This is a genomic window from Sphingomonas sp. Sphisp66 (assembly GCF_047324325.1).
GTDB lineage: Bacteria > Pseudomonadota > Alphaproteobacteria > Sphingomonadales > Sphingomonadaceae > Sphingomonas.
Genome location: NZ_CP168508.1, coordinates 829,308 through 843,309 on the forward strand (window position 1 = coordinate 829,308; position 14,002 = coordinate 843,309).

Here is a 14,002-nt window from a genome sequence, read left to right on the forward strand (position 1 = left end):
GTCATGTCCCCTCCAAGCCTGGAGGGGGACGCTACAGCCAGGAGCTGATCTCCTCCAGCGCCTTCTTGCGGACCACCGAGGCGGGGATCAGCGCATCCTCGGCGGGGTGGCCGGCGACGATCAGCATCAGCGGCTTCTCGTTTTCGGGGCGGCGGCAGACCAGGTTGAGGAAGCGCATCGGGTGCGGCGTGTGGACCAGGGTGGCGACGCCGGCGGCGTGGAGCGTGGCGAGCAGCAGGCCGGTGGCGATCGAGACGCTCTCGGTGACGTAATAGTTGCGCGGCTGGGTCTCGTCCTCGGCGTAGCGCTGGGCGAAGACCGCGATCAGCCAGGGCGCGACCTCGAGATAGGGTTTCTCGGCACCGGTGCCGAGCGGGCGCAGCGCGGAAAGCCATGCCTCCGGCGCGCGGTTGGTGTAGAATTGGCGCTCCTCTTCCTCGACCGCGACGCGGATCGCCGCCTTGGCCTCGGGCGTCTCGATCGCGCAGAAATGCCAGGGCTGGCGGTTGGCGCCGCTGGGGGCGGAGCCGGCGGCCAGGAGCGCCGCCTCGATCACTTCGCGGGGCACCGGCCGGTCGCTGAAGGCGCGGCAGCTGCGGCGGCTGACCATGTCGGCAAGGAAGGTCCGGGCACGCTCGATGCGCGCTTCGTCGGTCAGTTCGGGATAGGGCTGCCAGGGCAGCGTCTCATGCTCGGCCATAGGGTTTCCGAGGGGGAGCATGCCATCCGCGCCCCCACGCGGGCACTCAGGGGTTTTCCTGAGATTTCAACGATTTTCGCGACGAATCACTAACTTAAGGCCGGACCATACATCGTCGACGGCACAGACCTTTATGTCCACCAATCCCTTGGGGAGCGCAACCTCGCGGATCCTATCCTCGGTTAAGTCCGTGGGCATTTTTGCGGATTTCTTGGGCCAGGAGACCCAGATGAAGCCGTTGCGGTCGATCAGCGCCAATAGCGCATCGAGTTCGCGGTCGAGCCTGGCGCGCTCGGTGACGAAGATGTGCGCTGCCTGCAGCCCGGCAGCGGCGGCCTCATATTCCTCCACGCCCAGCGCCCCGGGATCGATCTCGGCGCGGACGTTGTCCGGCATGCCGCAGAACCAGCTGCGCATGCCGGGCTTGAGCCCCAGTTTCTGAGCGAGCGGCGTGCCCGAATAGCCCGCGGACGGCATGGAAACCTCCCTCATTGCCGGCCGGGCACGCGCAATCTCATGCCAGGGCGGCGTCTTCTCCCATCAGCTCCGGGAAGAACCCTTCGTGCGCCGCCTTGAGATCGGCCAGGCTCACGCAGAAATCGCCCTCTTCCAGCTCGAAGATGATGCGGTCCTTGATCGTGCGGCCGATCGGATCGGCGACCAGACCGGCCTTGTCGGCGGCGACCAGGAAGTCGGCCAGGCAGGTGTCGCAGATCGTGACGACGTACAGGCCCTGGTCCTCGCCGAAGAACGAGCCGGCGACGCCGAAGGGCTGGGGCTGGTCGATGATCGCGCCGATGCCCGAGGCCATCGCCATCTCGGCGATCGCCACGGCGAGGCCGCCGTCCGACACGTCATGGCAGGCGGTGATCGCGCCGGTGCAGATGCCCGAGCGGATGAAGGCGCCAGTGCGGCGCTCCATCATCAGGTCGACCTCGGGAGCCGGGCCTTCCTCGCGGCCATGCAGCTCGCGCAGCCACAGCGACTGGCCGAGATGGCCCGAGCGCTCGCCGATCGCGAGGATGATGTCGCCGGTGCCCTTGAACGCGATGGTCGCGCTCTTCGACCAGTCCTTGAGCAGGCCGATCGCGCCGATCGCCGGGGTCGGCAGGATCGCCGAGCCGCCGCCGGTGGCCTTGGATTCGTTGTAGAGCGAGACGTTGCCCGAGACGATCGGGAAATCGAGCGCGCGGCAGGCCTCCGACATGCCCTCGAGACAGCCGACGATCTGGCCCATGATCTCGGGGCGCTGCGGATTGGCGAAGTTGAGGCAGTTGGTCACCGCCAGCGGGGTCGCGCCCACCGCCGAGAGGTTGCGCCATGCTTCCGCAATCGCCTGCTTGCCGCCTTCGACGGGGTCGGCAAAGCAATAGCGCGGGGTGCAATCGGTGGTGATCGCCAGGCCCTTGTCGGTGCCGTGGACGCGGACCACCGCGGCGTCGCCGCCCGGGCGCTGCGCGGTGTCGCCGCCGACCATGTGGTCATATTGTTCCCAGATCCAGCGACGGCTGGCGAGGTCCGGGGTGCCGACCAGCTTGAGCAGGTCCGCGGCGGGATCGACGCTCTCGGGCACGTTGGTCAGCTCGGCCGGCTTCGGCGTCGGCACGTGCGGACGGTCGTAGAGCGGGGCTTCGTCGGCGAGCGGGGCGAGCGGGATGTCGGCGACGGTGTCGCCCTTCCACTTGAGCACCATGCGGCCGGTGTCGGTGACATGGCCGATGACGGCGAAGTCGAGCTCCCACTTCTCGAAGATCGCCTTGGCGAAATCCTCGCGACCGGGCTTGAGCACCATGAGCATGCGCTCCTGGCTCTCCGACAGCATCATCTCATACGGTGTCATGCCGGTTTCGCGCTGCGGGACATCGTCCATCACCAGCTCGATACCGACGCCGCCCTTGCTGGCCATCTCGACCGAAGAGGAGGTGAGGCCGGCGGCGCCCATGTCCTGGATCGCGACGATGGCGTCCGACGCCATCAGCTCGAGACAGGCTTCGATCAGCAGCTTCTCGGTGAAGGGATCACCGACCTGGACGGTGGGGCGCTTCTCCTCGCTGTCCTCGCCGAAATCGGCCGAGGCCATGGTCGCGCCGTGGATGCCGTCGCGGCCGGTCTTCGAGCCGACATAGACGATCGGATTGCCGACGCCCGAAGCGGCCGAATAAAAGATCTTGTCGGTATCGGCGATGCCGACGGTCATCGCGTTGACGAGGATGTTGCCGTCATACGCCTTGTGGAAATTGACCTCGCCGCCGACGGTGGGGACGCCCACGCAATTGCCATAGCCGCCGATGCCATGGACCACGCCGGCGATCAGGTGCTTCATCTTGGGGTGATCGGGCCGGCCGAAGCGCAGCGCGTTCATGTTGGCGATCGGGCGAGCGCCCATGGTGAATACGTCGCGCAGGATGCCGCCCACGCCGGTCGCCGCGCCCTGATAGGGCTCGATGTAGGACGGGTGGTTGTGGCTCTCCATCTTGAAGATCGCCGCCTGGCCATCGCCGATATCGACCACGCCGGCATTCTCGCCCGGGCCGCAGATCACCTGGGGGCCGGTGGTCGGCAGCTTCTTGAGGTGGATGCGGCTCGACTTGTACGAGCAGTGCTCGGACCACATCACCGAGAAGATGCCCAGCTCGGTCAGGTTGGGCACGCGGCCCATCGCCTTCAGGACGCGCTCATATTCCTCGGGGGTGAAGCCGTGCTCGGCAACGATCTCGGGCGTGATCTCAGTCATGCGACGAGCCCATAGCGAGGGCGTTCGGCCACGTCACCCCCGAGCGAGGCGGAGGCGAAAATGTTGAATCCCTTGAATCGCCATCGCGTGCGCGGCTGGCGCGGAAGTTCACTAAGTTCACGACATGCACGCGCGGGGGAGCCCGGTACCCGTCGGCTGGAGGCCGGATTCGAGGGGGAAGGGGGACGCGCCTGCATGCCGGCCAGTCAAGCAGATGGAATCCTACATTAAAAGACCGGATCGTCGTGGACGTGCCTGGGGCTGGACTTTAACCATTTCGGGCGTAGCAAGAGCCATGAGAGTTGGGTCTGGGTGATCGCTGCGTGCCAAGCCACTGGATAGACCGAGTCGCAGAGCCACGCGTGGGGCGCGTGCCGATGGGCTGGGCACGCGAGCTGCACGTCGTCCCGTCCGAAGTGCCGGCGGTGCTCGCCCCGATGCCGGCCGCCTGGGAATGCGACCTTTCCGACGATTCGCTGCGCTGGACGCCCGGGGTGTTCGAGATCTTCGGCCTGCCCGCGGACCGCCCGGTGCGGCGCGACGAGGTTGTCGCCATGTACAGCGAGGAATCGCGCGCCGAGCTCAAGCGGCTGCGCGACGAGGCGATCGCGACCTGTGGCAGCTTCACCTTCGACGCGGAGATCCGCCGGCCCGACGGCGAGGTCCGCTGGATGCGGGTCACGGCCGATGTCGAGGTGCGCGACGGGCGGCCGGTGTATCTCTATGGGCTGAAGCAGGACATCACGCATTTGCGGCGGTGACGCCTTCTCCCTCTCCCCGCTGGCGGGGAGAGGGAGAGTTAGCGCAGCGGCAAATACACCTCGGTCACCGCTTCGTTTGCCGGCACGTCGGGGAAGAACTTCACCCGTTGCACGAACATCGGGAAGTCGCGCGGTTCCTCGCCGCTGCGGGGGAGCCAGTCGGCGTAGAGGAAGTGGGCCGGCGCGCGCAGGTCGTCGCCCGGGCCGGTCAGGCGGACCGTGGCGCAGCGGCCTGCGGGGATCAGGCCTTCGGTGACGCCATCGGGATTCGCGGCCACCCGGTCGGCGGCGCAGGCGATGTCGATCCGGTGCTGCTCGGGCGGCACGCCGTCCGGATCATTGTGGAGGATGTTGAAGGTCGCGCTCTTTGCCGGCGGCAGGCCGTTGGCGCGGCGCCAGTCGATGAATCGGCGGATCGTGTCGCCCACCGCCAGGGGATCGCCGCGATGCTCGATCAGCGCGACCGGGGTGGCGGGGAAATCGACGATGCGGACATCGGCGTCGGTGAAACTGGGTGTCATGGTCTGGCTCCTTGCCTGTTCGAGCGGCGCGAAGGCCGCGGTCCAGGGAGCCCATTCCGGCCGATCGCGAAATCCGCTCGGGCTCTGTCCGATCCGCTGCCGGAACGCGCGCGCAAAGGCCTCCGGCCCGCCGAACCCGGAATCGAGCGCGACGTCGAACACGCTGGTCTTCCGATAGGCGAGGGCGAACGAGGCCCGTTTGAGGCGGGCGAGCTGGACATAGCGATGGACGCTGATCCCGAGGAGCTCGGCGAACTGGCGGTGGAAATGGAAGGGCGAGAAGGCGGCGACGCCGGCCAGGGCTTCGGTGCTGAGGTCCCCATCCAGATGCGCGTCGACATGGTCGAGCACGCGCTGCATGCGGGCGAGATAGAGCTGGCTTGCGTCTGGCTTCACGGTTCCTGGTCTCCCTGGGGACGGGGAATGCCGCAAGGGGGAGAGCGGCGCCTGACGGATGCTGCGGAGTGGGGGGGGGGGACGCCTCACCTCATGTCGTCACCCCGGCCTTGTGCCGGGGGCCACCGTGCCGCACCCGATGCCCTGGAGCCTCTTGTCCATGACTCGTCTCCCGGTGGACCCCCGCCCAAAGCCGGGGTGACAGGGGGGGAGGCTCAGGCGGCCGAGGCCACCTGGGTCGTCACGGTCACGACCTGATCCTTGCCCGCTCGCTTCGCCGCATAGAGCAGCTCGTCGGCGATGCGCAGCGCGTCGGCGGAGTCGGCCTCGATGGTGGCGACGCCGGCGGAGAAGCTGATCCGGCCGATCGGCAGGTTGGTGGTCTGGTCGCGCAGCAGCCGCTCGCGCAGCCGGGCACGGCAGGCGTCGAGCGTCTCGGCGGCATCCTCGGCATCGCTGCCTTCGAACAGGCAGACGAACTCCTCGCCGCCATAGCGGGCGACGGTCACGCGCCGGCCGAGGAACTCGCGCAGGGTGCGCCCGACGAAGCGCAGCACGCGGTCGCCGGTGTGGTGGCCGTGGCGGTCGTTGATCGCCTTGAAATTGTCGATGTCGCACAGCGCCAGCGCGAAGGGCGCGGCGTCGGGCCGGGCGAGCAGCTCCTCCATGCGAGCGAAGAAGCCGCGGCGATTGGGCAGGCCGGTGAGATGATCCTCCTCGGCCGCGCGCACCGCGCGCTCGAGATCGCCGCGCAGCCGCTTGGTGTCCTCGCGCGTGCTCTCCAGCCGGCCGCCGATCTTGCGGGTGGTCTCGGCGACTTCGAGCGTGACTTCGAGCAGGCGGCGATAGGTCTCGCCCGGCGCGCGCTCCATCTCGCCGGCGGCCTGGCCGAGGGCGGTGGAATAGGCGCTGGTCGAAGCGGTGGCATCGCCCACCGCGCCAAGGCATTCGACCACCTTGGTCTCCAGCTCGCGGGTGAGCTTCTCGAGCTTGTCGGAGGTGTCGTCGCTGGCGTGGCGCTCCATGATCTTCTCGACGTCGCGGTCGGTCAGGCTGCCCTTGGCGGCGATCAGGTCCTCCGCCGCCTGGAGCAGCTGCAATTCCCGCCCGTCGAGGAAGCGGCCGGCGAAATCGAAATTGAGCGTGCTGGGCTCGAGGCCATGCTCGAACAGCAGGGCGCCGATCTGCTCGTAGCGCAGCCGGTGCAGCGCGGCGCGATCGGGCACCGAGTCGCCGCGGCGGAACCAGGAGGTCAGGCGGTCGAGCTGCGAATGCAGCGAGATGGGCGCGTTCATGCCTGCGCCTCGCCGCGCGATGCGCCGCCGATTCGCATGGGGCTCGCGCCCGTGCACCGCTTCCCGTTCCCGACCGTAATCCGCATCACCCCATCCTATATTTTCGGGTGCAGGATTAGGCGGGGACCGTTAATTTTCGGGTTACCGCGACGGGGGAATTGTCCGGCGCAGCGTCGATTTCGTCAAATTGGGTAACGGGGCGGAACCATTTTGGATATTCGGCGTTGCGGCGCGCTTCTCTCCCCTGGGCGAGGGAAGGATTTAGAGGATCTCGCGGATCTTTTCCGGCGGGCGGCCGAGGCGAACGCCCTTTTCGGTGACGACCAGCGGGCGCTCGATCAGGATCGGATTCGCCGCCATGGCATCGAGGATCGTGTCGTCGTCGGCGCCCTTGAGCGGCTTGGCGGCGTCCTCGGCGATGCGCAGGCCCTCGCGGGCGGTCATGCCGGCGCGGGCATAGAGGTCCTTCAGCGTCTCGCGGCCCGGTGGGGTCTTGAGATATTCGACCACCTCGACCTCGATGCCCGGCGTCTCGTTCAGGATCGCCAGCGCCTCGCGCGACTTGGAGCAGCGGGGATTGTGGTAGATCGTGGCTTTCATGGAAACTCCGTCATCCCGGCGAAAGCCGGGATCTCATGCCGCAAACGAAATGCTCTACTTGCCTGAGACCCCGCCCCGGATCAGGTCCGGGGCGGAATGACGGTCATTGGTCGTCCTGCCGGGCCAGCCACTCTTCCAGCCACTTGATCGTATACTCGCCCTTCTGGAACTCGGGGTCGTCGAGCAGTGCCTGGTGGAGCGGGATGGTGGTCTTCATCCCGTCGATCACGAACTCCTCAAGCGCACGGCGCAGGCGGCGGAGCGCGCCTTCGCGGGTGTGGCCCCAGACGATCAGCTTGGCGATCATCGAGTCGTAGTAAGGCGGCACCTTGTAGCCGGCGTAGAGGCCCGAATCGACGCGGACGTTCATGCCGCCCGGCGCGTGATAGCCCTTCACCAGGCCCGGCGAGGGGGCGAAGGTGCGCGGGTCCTCGGCGTTGATGCGGCACTCGATCGCATGGCCGCGGAACTCGACATCCTCCTGGCGGAGGGTGAGGCCGTGGCCTTCGGCGACGCGGATCTGCTCGCGGACGAGGTCGAGGCCGGTGATCGCCTCGGTCACCGGATGCTCCACCTGCAGGCGGGTGTTCATCTCGATGAAGTAGAACTCGCCATTTTCCCAGAGGAACTCGATCGTGCCGGCACCGCGATAGCCCATGTCGGCCATCGCCTTGGCGCAGATCCCGCCGATGCGCGCGCGCTCCTCGGCCGAGAGGACCGGCGAAGGGGCTTCCTCGAGCACCTTCTGGTGGCGGCGCTGGAGCGAGCAGTCGCGCTCGCCCAGATGGATGGCGTTGCCATTGCCGTCGCCGAACACCTGCACCTCGATGTGGCGCGGGTTGCCGAGATACTTCTCCAGATAGACGGTGGCGTCGCCGAAGGCGGCCTTGGCCTCGCTGCCCGCCTGGAGCATCTGCGCTTCGAGATCGGCCGGGTTGGTGACGACCTTCATGCCGCGGCCGCCGCCGCCCGATGCGGCCTTGATGATCACGGGATAGCCCGCGGCCTCGGCGATCTTCTTGGCTTCCTCGACATCGCTGATCGCGCCGTCCGAGCCGGGGACGAGCGGCAGGCCGAGCGCGCCGGCGGTGCGCTTCGCCTCGATCTTGTCGCCCATCGTGCGGATATGCTCGGGCTTGGGCCCGACGAAGATGATGCCGTGCGCCTCGACGATCTCGGCGAACTTGGCGTTCTCCGAGAGGAAGCCATAGCCCGGGTGGATGGCATCCGCGCCCGAGATCTCCGCCGCGGCGATGATCCGGTCGATCTTCAGATAGCTCTCGCCCGCGGCCGGCGGCCCGATGCAGATCGCCTCGTCGGCGAGGCGGACGTGCATCGCGTCGCTGTCGGCGGTGGAATGCACCGCGACGGTCTTGATGCCCATCTCGTGGCAGGCACGGTGGATGCGCAGCGCGATCTCGCCGCGATTGGCGATCAGGAGTTTCTTGATCTCGGGCAAGGCGCTTACTCGACGACGACGAGGGGCTGGTCGAACTCGACCGGCTGGCCATTGTCGACCAGGATCGCCTTGACCGTGCCGGGCGCGGTGGCGGTGATCGGGTTCATCACCTTCATCGCCTCGATGATCAGCAGCGTGTCACCGGGCTTCACGGCCTGGCCGACCGCGACGAAGTTCGGCGCCTCGGGGTTGGGCGCCAGATAGGCGGTGCCGACCATCGGCGACTTGACCGCGTTGAGCGCGGCGGCGGGCGCGGCCTCGGCGGCCGGAGCGGCCACGGGCGCAGCGGCGGCCGGGGCGGCGACGGGGGCTGCCATCGGCGCGGCCATCATCGCGGGCGCGGCCTGCACGGTGCGGGCGACACGCACCTTGCGGTCTGCGTCCTCGACCTCGATCTCGGTCAGGTTGGTTTCGTCGAGCACTGCGGCGAGCTGGCGCACCAGCTCGATATCAACCTGCATGGCGCCCGTCTTGTCGTTCTTATCTGCCATTTGATCTCGTCTTCCGATGAAACCGCGCCCTTTGTCAGAGGAGCGCGGCGGCTTCAAGCGCAAGCATGTAGGACAGCGCCCCGAAACCGGCGATGGTTCCCCGGGCGGCCATGCCCACATAGCTGTGGTGGCGAAACTCCTCCCGGGTGAGCGGGTTGGAGAGATGGACTTCGAGTACCGGCGTCCTGATCGCGCGGATCGCGTCGTAGAGCGCGACGCTGGTGTGGGTGAAGGCGCCGGCATTGAGCAATACCGCCTTCGCGCCGCGCGCCTGGGCCTCGTGCAGCCAGTCGACCAGATGGCCTTCGTGATTCGACTGGCGCAGGTCGATCTCGAGATCGAGCTCCTTGGCCCGGTCCTCCAGCCGCCCCGCAATGTCGTCGAGCGTGTCCGACCCGTAGATCTCCGGCTCGCGCAGTCCCAGCAGATTGAGGTTGGGACCGTTGAGGACGTAGATCGTATCGGCCAAGGCTCGGGTCCGCTGCAGGGGATGAAGCGGCCCCAATAGCGGTTCGTTACGTCGAGCGCAAAAGCCATACGCGCGGGAACGGCGCTTTAATGGCGATTGGCGCGCCTGGCGAAATGCGGGGGACGGCGCCGGGGGCCCTTTGACAAAGCAGGCAGCGCGCCTAGATGCCTCCGCATCTGGAGGACTTGATGGCACATATCGACGGCACCGTCTCGATCACGGTCAATGGCGAGCACAAGCGGGTAACCGCCGGGCTGACCATCGCGCAGCTGGCCGAGGAGCTGGGGCTGGTGCCCGCCAAGCTGGCGGTGGAGCGCAACCTCGAGGTCGTCCCGCGCTCGACGCTGAACGAAGTGATCGTCGAGGATGGCGACGAGCTGGAGATCGTCCATTTCGTCGGCGGTGGGGATCACGGCCGCCCGGTCGACGAGGATACCTGGACCGTCGCCGGCAAGACCTTCCGCTCGCGGCTGATCGTCGGCACCGGCAAATACAAGGATTTCGAGCAGAACGCGGCCGCCGTCGCGGCGAGCGGCGCCGAGATCGTCACGGTTGCTGTCCGGCGGGTGAACGTCAGCGATCCGAACGCGCCGATGCTCACCGATTATATCGATCCCAAGAAGATCACCTACCTGCCCAACACCGCGGGCTGCTTCGATGCCGAGTCGGCGATCCGCACGCTACGGCTGGCACGCGAGGCAGGCGGCTGGGAGCTGGTGAAGCTCGAAGTGCTGGGCGAGGCGCGGACGCTCTATCCCGACATGGTCGAGACGCTGCGGGCTACCGAGATCCTCGCCAACGAAGGCTTCAAGCCGATGGTCTATTGCGTCGACGATCCCATCGCCGCCAAGCGGCTGGAGGATGCCGGCGCGGTGGCGATCATGCCGCTCGGCGCGCCGATCGGATCGGGGCTGGGCATCCAGAACCAGGTGACGATCCGGTTGATCGTCGAGGGTGCCAAGGTGCCGGTGCTGGTCGATGCCGGGGTCGGCTCGGCGAGCGATGCGGCGGTCGGCATGGAGCTGGGCTGCGACGGCATCCTGATGAACACCGCGATCGCCGAGGCCAAGGACCCGATCCTGATGGCGGCGGCGATGAAGGCGGCGGTGGAGGCCGGGCGGCTCTCCTACCGCGCCGGGCGCATGGCCAAGCGCCGTTACGCCGATCCGTCGAGCCCGCTGGCGGGGCTGATCTGATGCGCCAAAGGGCAGCGGTGCCGGCAGCCGCGGCGCTGGCGCTGCTGGCGCTCTCCGCCTGCCATCCCAAGCCCGCCAACGTGCCCAAGGAGGCGCGCGCCATCTCCGCCGAGCCGGTGACGCTCACTGCGGCCGACGGCGTGAAGATCGCCGGTATCCATGTCGGGACGGAGCGGCCCAAGGCGCTGATCCTGCTCTTCCACCAGGCCGAATCGGGCAAGGACGAATATGCCACGATAGCGCCGCGGCTCGCGACCTGGGGCTATGAGTCGCTGCGCATCGACCAGCGCGCCGGCGGCGACCTGTTCGGCGGCAACGAGACGGCGAAGGGCGTCGGGGTGCAGCCGGGCCATGTCGCGACCTCGGCGGAATATTTGGCGGCCAAGCCCGATCTGGAGGCGGCGCTGGCCTGGGCACGGGCGCGGAAGCTGCCGGTGATCCTGTGGGGCAGCAGCTATTCGGCGTCGCTCGCCTTCCTGCTCGCGGCCGAGAATCCGGACGCGGTGAAGGCAGTGATGGCCTTTTCGCCGGGCGAATATTTCGACGACAAGAAGCTGGTCGAGACCGCAGCGGCCAAGGTGAAGGCGCCGGTGTTCGTCACCTCGGCACAGGACGGCCACGAGATCGACGCGGCGCGCGCGATCCTTGCGGCGGTGCCGGGCAAGGACAAGGAGCAGTTCGTGCCCAAGCAGGGCGGCGTCCATGGCTCCTCGACGCTGCTCCGCCCGAAGAACAAGGACGGCGCCGAGCCGGCCTGGGCGGCGGTGATCGCGTTCCTGCAGAAGGTGGCGCCCTGACCTGATTCCCCTCCCTGGAAGGGAGGGGTTAGGGGTGGGTGGGGGTCAGGCGATACTGATGCTGCGGATCGAGCTTCAACCGTATCGCGTGCATCGACCCACCCCCAACCCCTCCCTTCCAGGGAGGGGAGTTTTCAATGCGGCTTCCGTACCAGCCATACCGATCGCCCGCCGGTCGCGGGGTCCTCGGGCTTGTAGGCGACCTCGAACAGCCCGGCCGTGGCGAACACCGCGCGATATTCCGCCGGGTCGGCGCTGGCGTGGTAGAGGTCCTCGCCGAACTGGCAGCCCATCGCGGTGCCGCGCGCCGGGCCGGTATTGAACAGCAGCGCGCCGCCGGGGGACAGATGGAGTGCGAGCCGCCCGATCAGGTCGAGCTGGTCGTCGGCGGGCAGATGGAACAGGCTGTCCCAGGCGAGGATCCCGCCGAACATGCCGTCCAGCGCGACGGTGCGCATGTCGCCGGCGATCCAGCGCTCGCGCGGAAAGCGCGTGCGGCACAGGGCGATCATCGCCGCCGATCCGTCGACCCCGGTTATCGGATGGCCATGATCGTGGAGATAGCGCGCGATCGGCTCGCCGGCACCGCAGCCCAGGTCGAGCACCGGCGCGCCCCTGGCCACGCCGAGCAGGAAGCGATCGAGCCAGGCGCGCTCGGCGAAGCGCTTGCGCCGCGCATGATCGAACGCATGGGCATGTCGCTCATAATGCTCGGTAATCCGTTCTGGCATGACGGAACCCAATTCCCGCGCGGACCGTTGTTTCAGTCGAACGGATCACAGGCGCGGCCAGGCGCCGATCCGCGGTAGGAGATTGAAATCATGGGTGAACTTACCGACAAGATCAAGGGCAACGTCGACGAGATGGTCGGCAAGGCCAAGCAGGCGATCGCCGGCGATCCGGCCGATCCGCAGCGTACGCACGCCGACGACAAGCTCGATGCCGAGGGCAAGGCCCAGGAGCTGAAGGGCAAGGGAGAGCAGTTCATCGGCAAGGTGAAGGGCGCACTCGGCGACGACATCTGATCCGCCCGCGGATACTCAGGTGGAGGCCGCTCCGGGAAACCGGGGCGGCCTTTTCCGTTGGGACTTTCGTCATCCCGGCGAAAGCCGGGATCCCGTGCCGTATCGCGCCTCCGCCTGAGGCCCCGGCTTTCGCGGGGGCGACGGTTTGGGCTCAGGCTGCCACGACTTCGCGATAACGCGGGGCGACGTCGCGCTTGGAGAGGTGCGGGCCCATTGCCAGGCGGGCATTGTTGTACGCCTCGTACAGCCCTTCATCGGCGAGCGGCGGGATGGTGACGGTCTCGCCCTTGTCGAAGCCGGCGAGCGACGCATCGACAAGGTCGTCGACGTCCATCACCATCTCGGCCGGGAAGCTGTCGACATCCTTGCCCGAGCGTTCCCAGATCTCGGTGCGGGTGGCGCCGGGCAGGACTGCCTGGACGCGCACGCCCTTCGGCTCGAGCTGCGCGGCGAGCGAGAGCGAGAGGTTGAGCAGATAGGCCTTGCTGCCCGAATAGACGCCGTCGAACATCTCGGGCGCAAAGGCGAGCACCGAGGCGAGGTTGATGATGCCGCCCTTGCCGTGCGCCTGGAACGCCTTGCCGGCCGCCGAGGCGAGCAGGGTGGGGGCGGTGATGTTGAGCGCGATCAGCCGCTCCAGCGCCGGGGCTTCATTGTCGAGCAGTCCGCCGTTCAGCGACATGCCGGCGTTGTTGACCAGCAGGGTGATCGTGGCGTCGTCGGCGAGGCGCTTGGCCACGCGGTCGAGATCGTCGCCGTCGGTGAGGTCGGCGGGGAGCACTTCGATGCTGCGGCCGGTCTCGGCGGTGAGGCGATCGGCCAGCGCCTGCATGCGGGCGGCGTCACGCGCGACGAGGATCAGGTCGTGGCCGCGCTTGGCCAGGCGGTCCGCATAGACGGCGCCGATGCCGGTGGATGCGCCGGTGATCAGGGCAGTGCCAAGGGTGGAATCAGTCATGGTTCGTCTCCGTTGCGGCCCGGAGATCGAGTCGCTTGCATTTTAATAGTAACTCACTATCATTATGCAATGGACGTTGACCAAGAAAAATCGCAGACCTGCTGTCCGGTCGCCCGCGGGCTGGCCAAGGTAGGGGATGCGTGGAGCATGCTGATCCTGCGCGACCTGAGCCTGGGGCTCAGCCGCTTCGAGGAACTGCGCACAAGCCTGGGGATCGCGCCGAACATCCTGACCGCGCGGCTGCGCGCGCTGGGCGAGGCGGGGCTGGTGGCGAAGCGGCGCTACAGCGAGCGCCCGCCGCGCGACGAATATGTGCTGACCGATGCGGGGCGCGACTTCCTGCCGGTGCTGCACGTGATCGGGGAATGGGGCCGGCGCCACAATGGCGAGGGCGGCACCAGCCGGCTGGTCGATACCGAGACGGAGGCGCTGGTCGAGCCGATGGTGATCGACCGGGTCAGCGGCAGGCCGCTCACCGAGATGAAGCTGCGCCTGGCGCTGCCGGACGATCCGCTGGTGTCGGGCGCGCCGGGGAAGCGGTCGTGGTTGCTGGATTAGCTTTCCCCGGCGAAGGCCGGGGGCCAGACTAAACAGTGCGCG

Annotated in this window: 16 protein-coding genes; 5 read left to right on the plus strand and 11 right to left on the minus strand. The window is 67.8% G+C overall.

Annotated elements, in window-relative coordinates; translation table 11 throughout:
- Nucleotides 1–31: 31 nt before the first annotated feature.
- From ACEN8G_RS04150 to purL, 3 genes are all read right to left on the minus strand, one after another.
- A complete protein-coding gene (locus ACEN8G_RS04150; protein ID WP_413417579.1) occupies nt 32–700 on the minus strand; it encodes a nitroreductase family protein in 669 nt (222 codons plus the stop codon).
- Between the two features lie 66 nt (nt 701–766).
- A complete protein-coding gene (locus tag ACEN8G_RS04155) occupies nt 767–1,177 on the minus strand; it encodes a hypothetical protein (RefSeq protein ID WP_413417577.1) in 411 nt (136 codons plus the stop codon).
- Between the two features lie 37 nt (nt 1,178–1,214).
- Nucleotides 1,215–3,434, minus strand: coding sequence for a phosphoribosylformylglycinamidine synthase subunit PurL (purL, locus tag ACEN8G_RS04160; protein ID WP_413417575.1), 2,220 nt, complete (start codon nt 3,432–3,434; stop codon nt 1,215–1,217).
- A gap of 377 nt (nt 3,435–3,811) precedes the next feature.
- Here purL and ACEN8G_RS04165 point away from each other — a divergent pair, with 377 nt between their 5' ends.
- The gene (locus ACEN8G_RS04165) at nt 3,812–4,195 is read left to right on the plus strand and encodes a PAS domain-containing protein (protein ID WP_413417573.1); all 384 of its coding nucleotides are present in this window, start codon (nt 3,812–3,814) and stop codon (nt 4,193–4,195) included.
- Between the two features lie 38 nt (nt 4,196–4,233).
- Here the strand turns inward: ACEN8G_RS04165 and ACEN8G_RS04170 are convergent, their stop codons facing one another.
- From ACEN8G_RS04170 to aroQ, 6 genes are all read right to left on the minus strand, one after another.
- Nucleotides 4,234–5,112: an AraC family transcriptional regulator gene (locus ACEN8G_RS04170; protein WP_413417571.1), complete on the minus strand. Its 879-nt coding sequence runs from the start codon at nt 5,110–5,112 to the stop codon at nt 4,234–4,236.
- A gap of 215 nt (nt 5,113–5,327) precedes the next feature.
- Complete coding sequence (locus ACEN8G_RS04175) at nt 5,328–6,407, minus strand: diguanylate cyclase domain-containing protein (RefSeq protein ID WP_413418887.1); 1,080 nt, start codon at nt 6,405–6,407, stop codon at nt 5,328–5,330.
- Nucleotides 6,408–6,668: 261 nt separating this feature from the next.
- The gene (gene arsC / locus ACEN8G_RS04180; RefSeq protein WP_413418885.1) at nt 6,669–7,007 is read right to left on the minus strand and encodes an arsenate reductase (glutaredoxin); all 339 of its coding nucleotides are present in this window, start codon (nt 7,005–7,007) and stop codon (nt 6,669–6,671) included.
- Between the two features lie 103 nt (nt 7,008–7,110).
- Entirely contained in the window at nt 7,111–8,466 is a 1,356-nt protein-coding gene (gene accC / locus ACEN8G_RS04185; protein WP_413418883.1) for an acetyl-CoA carboxylase biotin carboxylase subunit, read from the minus strand.
- A 5-nt stretch (nt 8,467–8,471) separates the two neighbouring features.
- Complete coding sequence (gene accB / locus ACEN8G_RS04190) at nt 8,472–8,957, minus strand: acetyl-CoA carboxylase biotin carboxyl carrier protein (protein ID WP_413418881.1); 486 nt, start codon at nt 8,955–8,957, stop codon at nt 8,472–8,474.
- A 34-nt stretch (nt 8,958–8,991) separates the two neighbouring features.
- Nucleotides 8,992–9,426: a type II 3-dehydroquinate dehydratase gene (aroQ, locus tag ACEN8G_RS04195; RefSeq protein WP_413418879.1), complete on the minus strand. Its 435-nt coding sequence runs from the start codon at nt 9,424–9,426 to the stop codon at nt 8,992–8,994.
- 188 nt (nt 9,427–9,614) lie between these two features.
- Here aroQ and thiS point away from each other — a divergent pair, with 188 nt between their 5' ends.
- Together thiS and ACEN8G_RS04205 are read left to right on the plus strand one after the other, a co-directional pair.
- Nucleotides 9,615–10,622, plus strand: a complete 1,008-nt coding sequence (gene thiS / locus ACEN8G_RS04200) for a sulfur carrier protein ThiS (protein ID WP_413418877.1) — start codon at nt 9,615–9,617, stop codon at nt 10,620–10,622.
- Nucleotides 10,622–11,419, plus strand: coding sequence for an alpha/beta hydrolase (locus ACEN8G_RS04205; protein WP_413418875.1), 798 nt, complete (start codon nt 10,622–10,624; stop codon nt 11,417–11,419). The genes thiS and ACEN8G_RS04205 overlap by 1 nt, the downstream gene beginning before the upstream one ends.
- A 134-nt stretch (nt 11,420–11,553) precedes the next feature.
- On the opposite strand, the gene ACEN8G_RS04210 is transcribed toward ACEN8G_RS04205, so the two are convergent.
- A complete protein-coding gene (locus ACEN8G_RS04210) occupies nt 11,554–12,150 on the minus strand; it encodes a class I SAM-dependent methyltransferase (RefSeq protein WP_413417787.1) in 597 nt (198 codons plus the stop codon).
- 90 nt (nt 12,151–12,240) lie between these two features.
- Between ACEN8G_RS04210 and ACEN8G_RS04215 the strand changes: the two genes are divergently transcribed.
- The gene (locus tag ACEN8G_RS04215) at nt 12,241–12,444 is read left to right on the plus strand and encodes a CsbD family protein (protein ID WP_413417785.1); all 204 of its coding nucleotides are present in this window, start codon (nt 12,241–12,243) and stop codon (nt 12,442–12,444) included.
- 151 nt (nt 12,445–12,595) lie between these two features.
- On the opposite strand, the gene ACEN8G_RS04220 is transcribed toward ACEN8G_RS04215, so the two are convergent.
- Entirely contained in the window at nt 12,596–13,402 is an 807-nt protein-coding gene (locus ACEN8G_RS04220; RefSeq protein WP_413417783.1) for an SDR family NAD(P)-dependent oxidoreductase, read from the minus strand.
- Between the two features lie 69 nt (nt 13,403–13,471).
- On the opposite strand from ACEN8G_RS04220, the gene ACEN8G_RS04225 reads away from it, so the two are divergent.
- Nucleotides 13,472–13,960: a winged helix-turn-helix transcriptional regulator gene (locus ACEN8G_RS04225; RefSeq protein ID WP_413740740.1), complete on the plus strand. Its 489-nt coding sequence runs from the start codon at nt 13,472–13,474 to the stop codon at nt 13,958–13,960.
- Nucleotides 13,961–14,002 lie beyond the last annotated feature (42 nt).